Source organism: Gordonibacter massiliensis (ex Traore et al. 2017) (assembly GCF_019731765.1).
GTDB lineage: Bacteria > Actinomycetota > Coriobacteriia > Coriobacteriales > Eggerthellaceae > Gordonibacter > Gordonibacter massiliensis.
The window spans coordinates 26,195-38,923 of record NZ_JAASIO010000015.1; the positions used below are offsets into that span (position 1 = coordinate 26,195).

Here is a 12,729-nt window from a genome sequence, read left to right on the forward strand (position 1 = left end):
TCCTCCTTCTTTTCTTGCATTACTTTTCCAAGCGAGGTTCGACAAACCTCGCGCACGTTTTCCCAGACAGCGGGCACTTCGGCGCGTAGAGGGTCTGCGGCGCGTTGCATGCCCGCTGCATCATTGATTTCGACGCTCTGGCGAACGTCTTGGCAGCTGCCATGTCGCGGCCCGGCAGCAGGTGGCCGTAAGTGTCCATCGTCGTTTTGAACGACGCGTGGCCCAGCCGCTCCTGCACGTCCTTGAGGTTCGCGCCGTTCTGGATGAGGTAGGTTGCGTGAGTGTGCCGAAGCGTGTGCAGATGCGCCGTTTTGGCAAGGCCCAGCTCTCCAACGAGCAGCTTGAACGTGCCCGTGAACTCGGACGGCTCGACCGGCGATCCGTCCGCATGACAGAAGAACGGCGTCTGCCCATCGACCGTCACACCGTGCTCGGCAAGCACCGCGTCGCGCAGCATCCTGTAAGCCTCCAAGCACGCCCTCGTCTCCTCGTCAGACGACACGAACCGCTTGCTCTTTGCGCTTTTCGGGCCTTTCCTCGCGATGTTGCCCGCTTTGCCCATGAAGCCCGCATCCTTGTCGTAGGCCAGCACGGTCACCACGCGCAGGCCGTACACCCGCACGTGCTCTCCGCTGTCCGGGTCGATGTTGATGCGGAACTCCCAGTTATCGTCTTGGAAGCCCGACAGCTCGCCGCGCCTCACGCCCTTGTGCAGCGCCGTCCAGTAAGCGCACGCGAACATGTACCGCTCGAACCCCTCCTCATCCTCCACGGGCGACGAGAGCACGCTTTCGAGGTAGGCGCGCAGCCTCGTGAAGTCCGCGGGCATCAACGGAGCAGCTTCGGGCGAAACGGCCCTGTCAACCTTCACCCCGGACATGGGGTTCGCGCTTATGACCCCGTCGCCAACGAGGGTGCTGAAGCATCCCGAGAGGAACGCATGCACCTTCGCAACGGTTGACGACGACAGCCCGGCCCCTCCGTCGTCCTTCGGGCGCCGAAGGTCGCGGAAGAACCGCGAGAACACGGCGGCGGTCGCCTTGTCGAACGCCACACCCCCGATGCGGGGCTTGACGTGGCGGCGCGTGTAGGACCTGTAGGCCGCGAGCGTAGTCGGCGACATCTCCCCGAGCGCGCATCCGTCCAGGTAGTAGTCGACCGCCGTGCCGACGGTCATGACGGCCGAGTTGCCCTTGGTGATGGCGGCGCGGGCGTCGACGCGGGCCTTCGCGGCTTCCACCTCATCGTCCGTGGATCCGGCGCCGATGGTCTCGGACACCTGGCGGGGCCTCCCCGTGTCCGGGTTGACGCCCGCGTAGGCCCGCACGACGAGGTTGCCGGTTCGCTTGTCGGGCGTGACGCTAGCCATCGTCGCGCTTCCCTCCCTTGGCCTTAGCCCCGAGCGCGGCGAGCTCGGCGATCGTCCCCGAGACGAACCGTCCGGTGAACCCGCTCGCGCCGAGCACCTTCCCGAGTTCCCGCGACGCTTGGCAGGTCATCGGCTGGTCGATGACCACGACCACGGCGCGCGGCTCGTCGGCCACGGCGCCCGTCGCGTCGGCGGCGCGCGTCATCTCGCCCTCCTGTCCGGCCCGCGGAACGCCACCGCGCGGCACTCGCGCATCCTCGACACGATGGCCTCGGCCGCGCTCGAGTCGCCGTGGACCGACAGTCTGCGCGCTATGCCGTCGCCGTCGGTCTGGGTCGTGAACACCGTCGGTTTGAGCGCCGCCTGGCGCTCGTCGATCACGCTCAGAAGCTGCGATAGCGCCCAGTCGGTCGCCTGCTCCTGCCCGAGGTCGTCGATCACGAGAAGGCGCGGCCCGGTGTAGCGCGCCACGACCTCGGCCTCCCCCTCCGACCCAGAGCGGTACGACGAGCGTATGTCGCGCAGCATCCGCGAGCCCGTCGCGAAGCGCACCGTGGCTCTGTCGGCGACGGCTGCGAGAACGGCGCAGGCCGCGTAGGTCTTGCCCGTGCCGACGCCTCCGTGCAGCACGAGCCCATCGCGCGTCCGCTCGTTGAACTCCGACGCGTAGCGCTGCACCGCCTCCGGGCAGCGGTCGATCGATGCGGCGAGGTAGCGCCTCGGGATGCCGGACGCGCGGATCCTCCGCTGCCTGGCGCGCTCGCGCTCGGTCCGTGCGGCGAGGTCGCCGTCGCCGGCCATGGTCTCTGCTCTCATCGGTCCGCCTCTCCAACCAAGCGAGTCTCCCGTCGCCGCTTGGTTTTGTTTTCTTTCGTTTCCTTTTCTTTTCTTTTCTTTTCTTTAGGGGGGTTTTCGCCCGCTTCCGCGTCAAAACCTCTCCTCTAACGCCGGTTCCACCAACAGAAACGGTAGTTTTTCCGAGATAACCCTGGTTTTGATCGCGAAATACTGCTCCTGCATGCCCATGGACGTCACCGCCACGCCGCAGGGGCACTCCCGCTTTTCCACTTCGCTTTTCGCGGACACCTCGTCCACGAGCCGCCATCGCAAAAGCGCGTCGTACGCCCTGTTGAACCGCTCGACCGGAAGGTGCAGCTTCGCCGGCAGCACCTGCAGGCGCTCGTCGTCCTTGGGCATCCAGTACGAGCGCGAGTAGACCGCGCCGAGCAGGGCCACGTATACGGAGACGGCGTCAGAGCCGACGTCGTTCACGGCCATCATCATCTTGGGGTTCGACAGCAGGCCGACGTCGAGCGGGAAATAGTCGAGGCTGTCCTTGCGCGGCCTAGCCATCCGCCCCGCCCCTCCACGGCTCCGGCGGCTCGACCGTGCCGTCGAAGTACTTGTCGACCTTCGATTTGCCGCGCCTGAGGTACGGGTCGACCTCTGGGACGTCAACCACCACCATGCGGGCGATCGCCGGCGTGATGGCGTTGCAGTACCTGTAGGCGAGCGACCCAACGGCCGGCACCTTGCCCCTCATGTCCTCGAACTCACGCTTGACCGAGAACCTCTCCCCTGCGGCGACGGCCTCCTTGGCGTGCTCCACGACGAGCGCGTACGCGTCGGGGTTGCAGCGCACGAAGCTCGCGGCCGCCAGGTAGGTCTGCTCGGCCGTCATAGCCTCGGTGCGCTGCTCGTGCCGCGCGAGCTCGCGTTCCAGCTCATCCACTCGGCGCGCGAGCTCCGCCACGACTTGGTCTGCCGGATCTTCGGGCATTATGGCGGAGAGGCCCCTCCCGAGCCCGCCGCGGGCGCCTACGAGCGGCATCGTGACTCGCCGATCGACCTCATGCGACCGCCTCCCATATCGCGTACAGCGCGAGCAGCAGCCCGAAGGCCGCCGGAACCACCCGGCATCCCCGCTCCCACTCGCTTTGTGGTATGATTCGCTTGTCTTCACAGACGGTTGCGCGCCCTGACTTCCACATCCGGCGCGCTTCTTTTGTCTCAGGCAACCTCGGCCTCCTTTATCTCCAGCGTCAGGGACTTCCCTTCGGCCAGCATGTCCTTGATGGCGTCGACGATCTTCCGCGCCGCGCGCTCGTCCAGCACCGCTTTCTTCGGGATCAGGTCGCCGAGCACGACGTCGCGGTTCATGTACCAGTGCTCCCCGATGCGCCGCGCCGGGATAACGCCTTCAGCGCACATCCTCTGGACCCCCTTCGCGCTCTTTCCCGTGGCGGCGGCGAGCTGCGCGGGCGTGATGATCTCGGGCAGATCCGCCAGCGTGATGCGCCCGTGCTCGCATTTCTTCTCCACAACGTCCTCCTTTTAGAAAATTCACAACGCGGAACCGCAAGGAACCGCAGGGACTGAAAAAACTATCTTTGCCGGCCGATCCGCGCCGCATGGCGCCCCCGCACCGAACCGCATCGAACCCGACGGAAACCGTCCGTCTCACACGCCTGCTACTATCTGACCATGCGTGGAAAGCATGTGGACATACGCAGGTCGCAGGACATCGAAAGGGAACGCCGGAACTCGGCGATGAACGCATTCGCGCTCGTTCTAGGTTCGCTGTCCTTCATCGCGACCGTCGCGCAAATAGCCCTCCAGCTCCTTCAATTGCTTTAGAATCGATCGTTGGATGACGGCCGTCAGCACAAAGGCTGCGCATATTCCCAAATCGATAAGCAACTGCACCAATCATCCACCTCCTTTCAGTCTTTTTCGATCCGTTTGCTGGCGCAGGTGTTCCCCACTTCGCCCTCTTGGGAGCGGGTATTGGGCTGCGCCCTAAGTTGTCAAGGTGCTTGCACCGGATAGGCACGGAGGCGGCAGCACGTTCCGGACGTGAAAGGAGAAGCCGTCCGGCTGGCGATTGCCGTCGCCATGTGCTGCCATTTCAGTGCCTATCCGGCTCTCAAGGTGCGTTCGCGCTGACCGAGTACCTGCATGCATGGCGGCTTTGGTAGAATCTCTGCGAAAGGAGGTGAGTGACATGGATAAGGATTTTGACGATTTCGTACGCGCGTACCGAGAGCTTTCCCCTTCCGAGCCGTTTGACCGCGAGTTCAGGAGGAGGCTTGATGCAATAGACGACAGTGACGACGGGTTCCAGCTGTTCACGCTGTTCTTGGATTACATCGACGAATCAACCGAAGACAAGCTTCGCGCCTACCACGAATGGATGACTAAAGGACAGCTTCCGACTGACCTTTCAATGCGTCGCGTCGATTAAGCCATTCGAGAGCGGATTCATCGTCGAACGCGGTTTCGCGAAACTCGTCGGCAATGCCTCCTTTTTTCAATTGCCTGAAAGCCAATGCTTCGATGAGGTCTGACTTGAGATTTCGCGAAACCGCTCTATACAATTCATCGTCGGGAATATCGATAGTGATTTTCACGGGCTACCCCTTTCCAGCCGCCATGAATGCAGGTATTCGGTTTTCAAAGAGCTGGCGGCCTCCCCGGGAATCGAACCCGGACGCCCGGCTTAGGAGGCCGGCGCGCTATCCGTTGCGCCAGGAGGCCGGTGGTACAATCTCCCCGCGAAGGGAGGCGATACCTATGGACGACTTCCAAGATTTCAAGCGGTTCGCAAACGCCGAATCAATAGCAAGCGCAGTGTGGATGAAGCGCAGCGACAGGCCAATGTCGACGGATCCATCACCAGAGCTGAAAGCAGAGATCGCGCTCATCACGGACGTGGTTACAGAGGTTTTGAGCCGCTACCACAACTGGTCACAGCATCGCTGAACCATTCGGCGGACTTGCCGTGGGAGTTGAGCTGATCGGCGTTTGCCTGCTTGAACTCGTTGTAAGCGCAGTCGAACCTCTCTCTCACGGCCCTTTCGCACGAAAGGGCCACCGCCTGGAGCTCGTCGGTCGTCATGCGCTCGAGCATGAGGAAAATTGCCGGATCGATCATTGTTCCTCCCTCCCTACCCCGCCTTGCGCTCGTCATGAGCGCGCAATTCCTCGATAATCGCTTCCCTCATCGAAGCTTCGTCCGGTTCGGCGCAATGCCTTTTCATCCGCCAAACCGCGAAGTCGGCATACGCCTCGACGTCGAACCTCCTGAGCGCTTCAGAGAAAGCTTCAGAACGCTCAACCGCCATGACCGACTGGTAGAACTCGAAATCCGAATTAGCCTCGAAGATCGGTTTTATAGACAGCACTGCAAGCTTCGCCTGCTCTACCAACCATTCGGAAAACTCCGCTTCTTCGCCTTTGCGGCCGCCCTTCACGTCTGCCACCTCCCTACCCCGCCTTGCGCTCGCCGACGCTCAACTCGACGCGCACGCGTTCGTACAGCCGTGTCGCGAAGAACGCAACCGCCAGGCTGTCGTGCATCAGCTGCTTGAGCGATTCTTCGCTCCCGTCCGATGATTTGGCCGCTATACCGAGCAAGCTTGCCCAAAGGTCCACGTACCGAATGTCGGCGAGCACCGGACCGTTCTGATCCATCGGGCCGTAACGGCCCGCGGCCTTCCAGCGATAGAGCGCTTCGTCAGCGCTTTCGGCAGCATCGACGAGCAGGATCGCCAGCGGATCGAATATGTCGCTCGGATGTGTCATGCGCGCACCACGAGCACGTCGGCAGGGCCATCAATATCAACAACCGCCTTAACGTTCTCCGATATGCGCGAGTGTTCGACCGAGTCCATGCGGCATTTAAGTTCGTCCACCAACTCGCAAGTCGAGAACTCGTCGATGGTCTTTTTCGGAAGCCCAACTGTACATTGATCGCACATATCGACCTTTCCTCCTCCGTTGTGCCCATAATTAAGGGTCCCGTGCGTTGCCTTTACGCTAGAAGGCCGTTAATTAGACCAGTATCCATGTCTGTAATGTTTGTTTAATTAACATTACGAAGTAAAAAAATATCGTTCATGGAGCACCCCAAGAACTCACAAACAGCCTTGGCTTGACCTATACTCATTGATTCCTGATTGTCCTCGTACTTGGCGTATGTAGCCCTTGAGACGCCTATATGTTCAGCAACGGCTAACTGTTTTACGCCCTTACTCTCGCGATACTCTTTCAACGTATTCATATACCTCCTTCCCGCATATCAAATGTTAACTAAACAAACCTAGACATGTCAAGAAAATTTTCCTAATATGTCAAATAATTTGAGCAAGGAGTGATCATATGGCTATTTCGGCCAACATAAAAAGACTTCGAACGTCAAAAGACTGGACGCAAGAACAGCTTGCTGACAAAGTTGGCGTCACGAGGTCAACGGTTACGCAATGGGAAACAGGCTGGTCTCAGCCAAGAATGGGCGCAGTCGAAAAACTTTCTAAAGCATTTGGGGTCACCATTTCCGAAATAGTTTCCGAGGGCGATGCCCTTCCCAAAGACGCAATCATCCCCACACCTCCTCGCAAGGCATACGCTCCACTGCTCGGACGGGTACACGCCGGCGACGCCCAAGCGCCAGAGATCATAGAGGATAACGTGGCCCTACCCTACGAGGTGTGGGACAGGCACCGCGAAGGTTACTTTCTACAGGTCGAAGGCAACTGCATGAGCAAGGTGTACCCCGAGGGCTGTTACATATTCGTCGACCGGCGCATGCAGCCAAAAAACGGATCAATCGCGGTCGTGAGCATCGACGGCGAGGACTACGTTATGCGAAGGCTTTTCATGGGAGCGAACAAGATGATGCTCTCCCCCGATAGCTGGGAGGACGGCTACGACGATATAGTGGTGAGCGAAGGAGACGGGCACACCGTCGAGTTCGAAGGCGTCGTGGTTTGGTTCCAGGCGAGCAAGGAGATGGAATGACTGGGGATATCGACTTTAACGCGTCCGCATCGGCAGAAGCGAATATAGTAAAAATAGGTGACCCCACGTTGAACGTGGCCCCGACCGTGAACCTTAACCTGGGAGCTGGCGGAACCAAGCCGTACAGGGAACCGTTCATCCAACGTTTTCTCTCTGGCACGAAGAAGGCCTTGAACCCTGTCGAATACGCTCAGGAACAGGCTGAAGCCTTGGCCATTCGGGCGGATGCGGAAGCGGAGGCGCTGGCATCGCGCCAGACGGCCATAGCTGAGGCGTGCAGGATATGCCTGCAAACGCAACCGTGGATGACGGAGAAGCAAGCCTACCTCCACGTCACGGGACATCCTGTCACCCCAGCAGAAGCCGACAACGTGTTCGAAGTGTTCGAGGAGGCGAGCGCGCAGCTCCCCGAGGGGATAGACCCGAGCGACACGAGCGCAGAATTCCAGGACGCGAGCGTGAAAGGCGCGGCCGGGGCCTACGACGACGAAGCGCGTGAACTTTGGGCGCGAATCATTGCAGGAGAGCTCGAAAGGAAAGGCTCGTACCCAAAAGGCACGATGGATGTCCTGCGTGGGATGGACGCAAGGATGATTGGGCTGTTCAAGAAGCTTTGTTCGACATGCGTCGGGAGGGCCGACGGCATCGCCTCGATCGTCAGAGAGCCGCTCCCCCTTCTTGTTTACGACGAGGGCTCGACATCCGTGTTCAACGGGGGCCTCTTGTCGTTACTAGACATTCACGAGCTCGAGGCGGCTGGCGTGCTCTTCACCGGGCTTCACAGGACGTATACCGTCGAAACAATCGCATTGGTGGGAGTCAACAACGTTCCCTACCAAATCATGAACGAGACCGACGGTAAAAAGGAGATCGTTTTCGAGAACGGCCTTCTTTCCGATGCCGGGGCGAGGCTGTCGAACCTGTGCGGAACGGGGAGTTTCGAGCAATTACCGAACCTTCTGGCAAAGGTCGTCAAGAAAGGGGGGATGCGGATCTTCCGGCTGGAGAGGACCGACACCCCGGGAACGTTCGAGACTTTCGAAATGTGAAGCAACGCAGCCCTGCGAAGGAGAGGAAGGCCATGACCGAGGACGAGGAGCGCGCCGTAGAGGCGCTGCAGGAGTCGCAGGACATGCTCGACATGCTGCTGACGGCCCTGGTCGAAGCAGAAGAGAAGGAAGAGGGATAGAAAGGGAAAGCCCCGCGCATCACAGGGCGGCAACCCTAGCGCGGAGCTTCTACAAGTACCAACCGAATAAACGGAAGGCAGGTGCATTGTAGCATGAAAGTCATCGGCGAGGGATCGGTCACGCGGCTGGAGAAGAAGCCGCCTTCGAAGTGCCGGAAATGGCGGCTGCGCGTGCAGACAGACCAGGGGGAGAAGCCGAGGCGATTCAGCGGAACCCACTCGCAAGCGAAAGAGGCGCTCAAAGAGTTCATCGCCGAGCTGGAGACGCCGGTATCTGAGCTCACGTTCGCGCAGTACGCGGAAAGGTGGCGCAAGCGCAGGGTGCTCTCCGGCGACTACGAGGCGGACACCATCGAGAAGGAGCGCCAGCAGATAAAGCTCCTTAACCGCGAGTTCGGCGACGTTCTGCTCCGCGACATTGACAAGCCCCGCGCCGAGGACGGGCTGCTGGCGATCAAGAACGGCAACAACCCGTCCGGCAGGGTGCTCTCGGGGACGTACATGAACCAGGCGCACGCGCGCATGAAGGCCATCATGGAGAGCGCCGCGGACGACAACCTGATACCCCGCAATCCACTGCATAAGGTCAAGGCGCCGAAGCTGGACACCGAGAAGAGGCGCGCGCTTAGCCGCGAGACGCTCGCTCGCTTCGTCTGCGCCATGGATTCGCTTCCGCTCGACTCCCACACCGTCGCCGCCCGCCTTGCGGTGCTGCAGGGGCTCAGGCGCGGCGAGCTGGTGTACACGCCGTGGGGGGACGTCGACGACACGTACCTCCACGTGCGAGACGCGGTGAGCGAATGCACCGGCAGACCGAAGGGCAAGCCGAAGTCGGCGAGCGGCGTGCGCGACGTGCCCCTCGCGGAGTACACGGCGGACGTTCTCGCCCGGTGGAAGCCCGTCCAAGCCGCCATGCTCCGCTCGCTCGGCCTCGAGCAGACCGACGAGACTCCTATTTGCTGCTCCGCCATCGGCGGGTACATGCACCCTCAGAACCTCGATCGCTGGTGGCGCAACACCCGGGCCGAGTTCGGCCTGGACGACGTGAAGCTCCACGAGCTGCGCCACACCTACCTCACGCTCCTAGGGGCGACGGGATCGCCGGGCATCGTCATCAAGAGCCTTGCCGGGTGGGCGTCGCTCGAAATGGCCGACACCTACGTCCACGAGGACACCCGTGCGAACGAGGAAGCGGTGCGCCGCCTGGACAACGTGATCAAGGTCGAGATAGGCCGCATAGACGATGCGATGGAGGCGTGAAGGGTGGTACATCGGCTGGTACATCAAGTGGTACATCCGATCCTTCCGCATAGTACCGCGCGGTTCCGGACAAATGCGGTTGATCTGGTAAAACAGCGTTTCCCGTTTCTCCCCGTCCCCCGTGTGACGTGCCAGCCGCAGGTTCGAATCCTGTCAAGGGCACCAGCGAGAACACCGAGGCCGGGCGCATGCCCGGCCTTTTCTGTGGCTGCCCCTACTCGATGTCGGAGAGGATCTCGCCGGGCTCGTCGCCGGCGTCGAGGAATATCTTGCGGGTGACGAAGTTCCACACCATGACGATGAACGTGGCGCCGATCTTCACGATGAGGTAGTGCACGCCCAGAAGCTCCACGCCGGCCCACATGCAGGCGTTGTTGATGACGAGGCCGATGATCGACAGCACCACGAAGATGACGAACTCGCGCCGACGGCTCATGCCCTCCTTGTGCTTGAACACGTAGCGCATGGACGCCACGTAGTTGAACACCACGGACACGGTGAACGAGATGGTGGCGCTCACCAGGTAGTTCACGCCGAACGCCTCGGTGAGCAGCGCGAGCAGCCCGTAGTCGATGGCGAACGCGATGACGCCCACCACGCCGAACTTCATGATCTGAGCGATGAGCTTCTTCACGTTCGCGCCTTCCCCGCCTTCGCCGCACGCCGCGGCCGGGCCTCAGCGCCCTTCGCGGCGCCGCTTTTCCAAAAACCCGTCTATTGTGGCATAAACGCTGCGAATATCAAGGGGTTTGCTCAGATGCCCGTCCATTCCACTTGCCAGGCTGCGCTCCTCGTCCTCGGTGAAGGCGTTCGCCGTCATGGCCAGGACAACCACGGTGCGCGCGTCCGCCCGGTCCATGGCCCGGATGGCGCGGGCCGCCTCGTAGCCGTCCATGTCGGGCATCTGCACGTCCATGAGCACGAGGTCGAACCAGCCTTCTTCCGAGGCGGCGAACGCGTCTGCCGCCTCGCGCCCCGTGGAGGCCGTCTCCACGTCCGCGCCCGCCATGCGCATGAGCTCGACGACGATCTCCTGGTTCAGGGGGTTGTCCTCGACCACGAGGACGTGCGCGCCGGAGAAGTCGTAGGAGCCGGCCTGGCAGGTCACGGGCGCGGCGGCCTTCGGCTCGACCGGATCGCAGGCGACCAGCCGATCGTCCCCCGCCTCCTCGAACGGCACGTCGACGGCGAACGACGAGCCGCAGCCCGCCACGCTCGCCACGCGGATGCGCCCGCCCATGAGCTCGACGAAGCGCTTCGTGATGGCCAGCCCCAGCCCCGTGCCGCCGTGGCGGCGGGCGATCGACGCGTCGCCCTGCTCGAACGAGCCGAATATCTTGTCCAAATACTCCGGCTCGATGCCGCACCCCGTGTCCTCGACCGCGAACCGCAGCCACAGCCGCCCGTCCTCGCCGTCGTCCAGCCGCTCGATGAGCAGCGTCACGCGGCCGCCCTCCGGCGTGAACTTGAACGCGTTGCCCATGAGGTTGTACACCACCTGGTTCAACCGCAAAGGATCGCCCACCACGCTCTCGGGCACGCTGCCCTCCACCACCGTGTCGAAGGCGACGCCCCGCTCCGCGGCCTGGGTGCGGAACACCGCCGCGAGCGAGCCGATGAACGTGGCCAGGTCGAACGCCTCGTACTTGATCTCGATCTTGCCGCTTTCGATCTTGCTCATGTCCAGTATGTCGTTGATGAGCGACAGCAGGTGCTCCGAGGACAGCGTCACCTTCTCCAGGCACTCCCGCACCTTGGCGTCATCGCCGATGCTCTCCAGCGCGATGGCCGTCATGCCCATGATGCCGTTCATGGGCGTGCGTATCTCGTGCGACATGCGCGACAGGAAGTCGGTCTTGGCCAGGCTCGCCTGCTGCGCCTCGGCGAAGGCGCGCTCGGCGCGGTCCTTCTCCTCGGCCAGAAGGCGCGTGCTCTTCTTGGCCAGGCGGTAGTACACGAGGAAGGCCGCGAGCACGAACAGCAGCACGGCCCCGCCCACGATGGCGGCGTTCACGGTTATGGTGCCGCTCAAATCCCCGATGTCGCCCTCGACGGCGCTGCAGGGCATGACCGAGCACAGGTACCAGTCCGTCTGATCGAGCGGGCGGAAGTACAGGTATTCGTCGAGGCCGTTCACGGCGATCGGCACGAGGGCGGTGTCGCCGCGCGCGAGCACCTCGCGGACGTGCGCCTCGCCGCCATCCGAGTAGGCCACCCGCTCGGAAAGGCAGTCGAACAGGTTGTCCCCCGGCTCGAGCTCGCTGTCCCGGTCGCTCACCACGCACACGCCGCTCCGATCGATCACGACCGTGCGCGAGAAGCCGTCGAACAGCGTGAGGTCGAGGCAATCGCCCACGCCCTTGGCGCTGAGCCCGCAGACGACCGCTACGACTTGCCCGCCTCCCAGGCTCACCGGCTCCATGCGCTCCTCGAGCACGATGAGGCCGTCGCACAGCGAGACCGTGCGCCCGTCCGCGTACGCGGACGGGACGTGGTCGCCTTCGCCGCAGAAGCCCGTCGCCCCGTCCGCCACGATGTAGCCGCCGTCGTCCGTCTTGAGGGCGAGGAAGGCGTAGTTGTCCCTGCGCGCCTGCGCGGTCAGGTAAGCCGCCGCCTCGCCGCGGCTCTGCGGCGCGACGGCGGCCAGCCCCGTCGCCACGGCCTCCATCTGACCGAACTTGCCCTCCACGCTGGCGTCGAACCGAAACGCCACCTGTTTGCTTAGCTCGCCCAGATACACGCTGCTCACGTTCGCCACGACGTCGTCGGTGGCCTTGCGCGTGGACACCACGGTGTACGTCAGCAGGACCGCCACCGCCACGGCCACAGCCGCAACCGCCGCGATCGCGCGCCTGCGTTCGCGCGCGCCGAAATGCACGTTCATGCCGAAAGCCACCACCCGTCGTCTTCGTTGGAATCACGGCATTCTATCACCGCCGTTCGGCCGCCCGCTCTCCGTCGGCCTACCGCTTGGCAACGGGTCGTCTACGGGAAGTTTCCAAGCGAAGCGACGGCACGCGGGAGGCGGTGCGGGGAATGACGAGAAACGCGGGCGCAACGGCTGGCGTGCGCCCGTCCAATCGGTTAGGATGGTTGCATTCGAGAATCGAGG

At 62.5% G+C, this 12,729-nt stretch carries 19 protein-coding genes and 1 tRNA gene; 4 read left to right on the plus strand and 16 right to left on the minus strand.

Features of this window, described 5'->3' with window-relative positions; genetic code table 11:
- Positions 1-19 precede the first annotated feature (19 nt).
- The 7 genes from HCH03_RS14050 to HCH03_RS14080 form a co-directional block, all read right to left on the minus strand.
- Positions 20-1,369 carry a tyrosine-type recombinase/integrase gene (locus HCH03_RS14050; protein WP_221689997.1) on the minus strand — a complete coding sequence of 450 codons (1,350 nt, stop codon included), beginning with the start codon at positions 1,367-1,369 and terminating at the stop codon, positions 20-22.
- Positions 1,362-1,574: a hypothetical protein gene (locus HCH03_RS14055; RefSeq protein WP_221689998.1), complete on the minus strand. Its 213-nt coding sequence runs from the start codon at positions 1,572-1,574 to the stop codon at positions 1,362-1,364. Before HCH03_RS14055 ends, HCH03_RS14050 begins: the two co-directional genes overlap by 8 nt.
- Entirely contained in the window at positions 1,571-2,185 is a 615-nt protein-coding gene (locus HCH03_RS14060) for an ATP-binding protein (protein WP_221689999.1), read from the minus strand. Before HCH03_RS14060 ends, HCH03_RS14055 begins: the two co-directional genes overlap by 4 nt.
- A 111-nt stretch (positions 2,186-2,296) precedes the next feature.
- On the minus strand, positions 2,297-2,722 hold the full coding sequence (locus tag HCH03_RS14065) for a Lin1244/Lin1753 domain-containing protein (protein WP_221690000.1): 426 nt from the start codon (positions 2,720-2,722) through the stop codon (positions 2,297-2,299).
- On the minus strand, positions 2,715-3,149 hold the full coding sequence (locus HCH03_RS14070) for a hypothetical protein (protein WP_221690001.1): 435 nt from the start codon (positions 3,147-3,149) through the stop codon (positions 2,715-2,717). Before HCH03_RS14070 ends, HCH03_RS14065 begins: the two co-directional genes overlap by 8 nt.
- A gap of 230 nt (positions 3,150-3,379) precedes the next feature.
- The gene (locus tag HCH03_RS14075) at positions 3,380-3,691 is read right to left on the minus strand and encodes a helix-turn-helix domain-containing protein (protein ID WP_221690002.1); all 312 of its coding nucleotides are present in this window, start codon (positions 3,689-3,691) and stop codon (positions 3,380-3,382) included.
- A 249-nt stretch (positions 3,692-3,940) separates the two neighbouring features.
- Positions 3,941-4,078, minus strand: a complete 138-nt coding sequence (locus tag HCH03_RS14080) for a hypothetical protein (protein ID WP_221690003.1) — start codon at positions 4,076-4,078, stop codon at positions 3,941-3,943.
- 295 nt (positions 4,079-4,373) lie between these two features.
- Here HCH03_RS14080 and HCH03_RS14085 point away from each other — a divergent pair, with 295 nt between their 5' ends.
- Positions 4,374-4,613 (plus strand): hypothetical protein, encoded by a 240-nt coding sequence (locus HCH03_RS14085; RefSeq protein ID WP_221690004.1) that lies wholly within the window; start codon positions 4,374-4,376, stop codon positions 4,611-4,613.
- Here the strand turns inward: HCH03_RS14085 and HCH03_RS14090 are convergent.
- The 7 genes from HCH03_RS14090 to HCH03_RS16870 all read right to left on the minus strand — a co-directional run bounded on the left by HCH03_RS14090 (position 4,567) and on the right by HCH03_RS16870 (position 6,431).
- Positions 4,567-4,779 (minus strand): hypothetical protein, encoded by a 213-nt coding sequence (locus HCH03_RS14090; RefSeq protein ID WP_221690005.1) that lies wholly within the window; start codon positions 4,777-4,779, stop codon positions 4,567-4,569. The genes HCH03_RS14085 and HCH03_RS14090 overlap by 47 nt on opposite strands.
- A gap of 52 nt (positions 4,780-4,831) precedes the next feature.
- Positions 4,832-4,906: transfer RNA gene (locus HCH03_RS14095), tRNA-Arg, on the minus strand.
- 178 nt (positions 4,907-5,084) lie between these two features.
- Positions 5,085-5,303: a hypothetical protein gene (locus HCH03_RS14100; RefSeq protein WP_221690006.1), complete on the minus strand. Its 219-nt coding sequence runs from the start codon at positions 5,301-5,303 to the stop codon at positions 5,085-5,087.
- A gap of 13 nt (positions 5,304-5,316) precedes the next feature.
- A complete protein-coding gene (locus HCH03_RS14105) occupies positions 5,317-5,631 on the minus strand; it encodes a hypothetical protein (RefSeq protein ID WP_221690007.1) in 315 nt (104 codons plus the stop codon).
- Positions 5,632-5,635: 4 nt separating this feature from the next.
- Complete coding sequence (locus HCH03_RS14110) at positions 5,636-5,953, minus strand: hypothetical protein (RefSeq protein ID WP_221690008.1); 318 nt, start codon at positions 5,951-5,953, stop codon at positions 5,636-5,638.
- Positions 5,950-6,129: a hypothetical protein gene (locus HCH03_RS14115; RefSeq protein WP_221690009.1), complete on the minus strand. Its 180-nt coding sequence runs from the start codon at positions 6,127-6,129 to the stop codon at positions 5,950-5,952. The genes HCH03_RS14110 and HCH03_RS14115 overlap by 4 nt, the downstream gene beginning before the upstream one ends.
- A 104-nt stretch (positions 6,130-6,233) precedes the next feature.
- On the minus strand, positions 6,234-6,431 hold the full coding sequence (locus HCH03_RS16870; RefSeq protein WP_221690010.1) for a helix-turn-helix transcriptional regulator: 198 nt from the start codon (positions 6,429-6,431) through the stop codon (positions 6,234-6,236).
- A 98-nt stretch (positions 6,432-6,529) separates the two neighbouring features.
- Between HCH03_RS16870 and HCH03_RS14125 the strand changes: the two genes are divergently transcribed.
- The 3 genes from HCH03_RS14125 to HCH03_RS14135 all read left to right on the plus strand — a co-directional run bounded on the left by HCH03_RS14125 (position 6,530) and on the right by HCH03_RS14135 (position 9,617).
- Positions 6,530-7,168 carry a LexA family protein gene (locus tag HCH03_RS14125; protein WP_221690011.1) on the plus strand — a complete coding sequence of 213 codons (639 nt, stop codon included), beginning with the start codon at positions 6,530-6,532 and terminating at the stop codon, positions 7,166-7,168.
- On the plus strand, positions 7,165-8,217 hold the full coding sequence (locus tag HCH03_RS14130; RefSeq protein ID WP_221690012.1) for a DUF2806 domain-containing protein: 1,053 nt from the start codon (positions 7,165-7,167) through the stop codon (positions 8,215-8,217). The genes HCH03_RS14125 and HCH03_RS14130 overlap by 4 nt, the downstream gene beginning before the upstream one ends.
- A 233-nt stretch (positions 8,218-8,450) precedes the next feature.
- Positions 8,451-9,617, plus strand: a complete 1,167-nt coding sequence (locus tag HCH03_RS14135; RefSeq protein ID WP_221690013.1) for a tyrosine-type recombinase/integrase — start codon at positions 8,451-8,453, stop codon at positions 9,615-9,617.
- A gap of 214 nt (positions 9,618-9,831) precedes the next feature.
- Here HCH03_RS14135 and HCH03_RS14140 read toward each other — a convergent pair whose 3' ends face one another.
- Complete coding sequence (locus HCH03_RS14140) at positions 9,832-10,251, minus strand: GtrA family protein (RefSeq protein WP_080142671.1); 420 nt, start codon at positions 10,249-10,251, stop codon at positions 9,832-9,834.
- A gap of 42 nt (positions 10,252-10,293) precedes the next feature.
- Positions 10,294-12,501 carry an ATP-binding protein gene (locus tag HCH03_RS14145; RefSeq protein WP_221690014.1) on the minus strand — a complete coding sequence of 736 codons (2,208 nt, stop codon included), beginning with the start codon at positions 12,499-12,501 and terminating at the stop codon, positions 10,294-10,296.
- Between the last annotated feature and the right edge of the window lie 228 nt (positions 12,502-12,729).

Coding starts and splice junctions, on each gene's coding strand:
- HCH03_RS14050 (WP_221689997.1), bottom strand. CDS start 1,369: ATGGCTAGCGTCACGCCCGACAAGCGAACCGGCAACCTCGTCGTGCGG.
- HCH03_RS14055 (WP_221689998.1), bottom strand. CDS start 1,574: ATGACGCGCGCCGCCGACGCGACGGGCGCCGTGGCCGACGAGCCGCGC.
- HCH03_RS14060 (WP_221689999.1), bottom strand. CDS start 2,185: ATGAGAGCAGAGACCATGGCCGGCGACGGCGACCTCGCCGCACGGACC.
- HCH03_RS14065 (WP_221690000.1), bottom strand. CDS start 2,722: ATGGCTAGGCCGCGCAAGGACAGCCTCGACTATTTCCCGCTCGACGTC.
- HCH03_RS14070 (WP_221690001.1), bottom strand. CDS start 3,149: ATGCCCGAAGATCCGGCAGACCAAGTCGTGGCGGAGCTCGCGCGCCGA.
- HCH03_RS14085 (WP_221690004.1), top strand. CDS start 4,374: ATGGATAAGGATTTTGACGATTTCGTACGCGCGTACCGAGAGCTTTCC.
- HCH03_RS14100 (WP_221690006.1), bottom strand. CDS start 5,303: ATGATCGATCCGGCAATTTTCCTCATGCTCGAGCGCATGACGACCGAC.
- HCH03_RS14110 (WP_221690008.1), bottom strand. CDS start 5,953: ATGACACATCCGAGCGACATATTCGATCCGCTGGCGATCCTGCTCGTC.
- HCH03_RS14115 (WP_221690009.1), bottom strand. CDS start 6,129: ATGTGCGATCAATGTACAGTTGGGCTTCCGAAAAAGACCATCGACGAG.
- HCH03_RS16870 (WP_221690010.1), bottom strand. CDS start 6,431: ATGAATACGTTGAAAGAGTATCGCGAGAGTAAGGGCGTAAAACAGTTA.
- HCH03_RS14125 (WP_221690011.1), top strand. CDS start 6,530: ATGGCTATTTCGGCCAACATAAAAAGACTTCGAACGTCAAAAGACTGG.
- HCH03_RS14130 (WP_221690012.1), top strand. CDS start 7,165: ATGACTGGGGATATCGACTTTAACGCGTCCGCATCGGCAGAAGCGAAT.
- HCH03_RS14135 (WP_221690013.1), top strand. CDS start 8,451: ATGAAAGTCATCGGCGAGGGATCGGTCACGCGGCTGGAGAAGAAGCCG.
- HCH03_RS14145 (WP_221690014.1), bottom strand. CDS start 12,501: ATGAACGTGCATTTCGGCGCGCGCGAACGCAGGCGCGCGATCGCGGCG.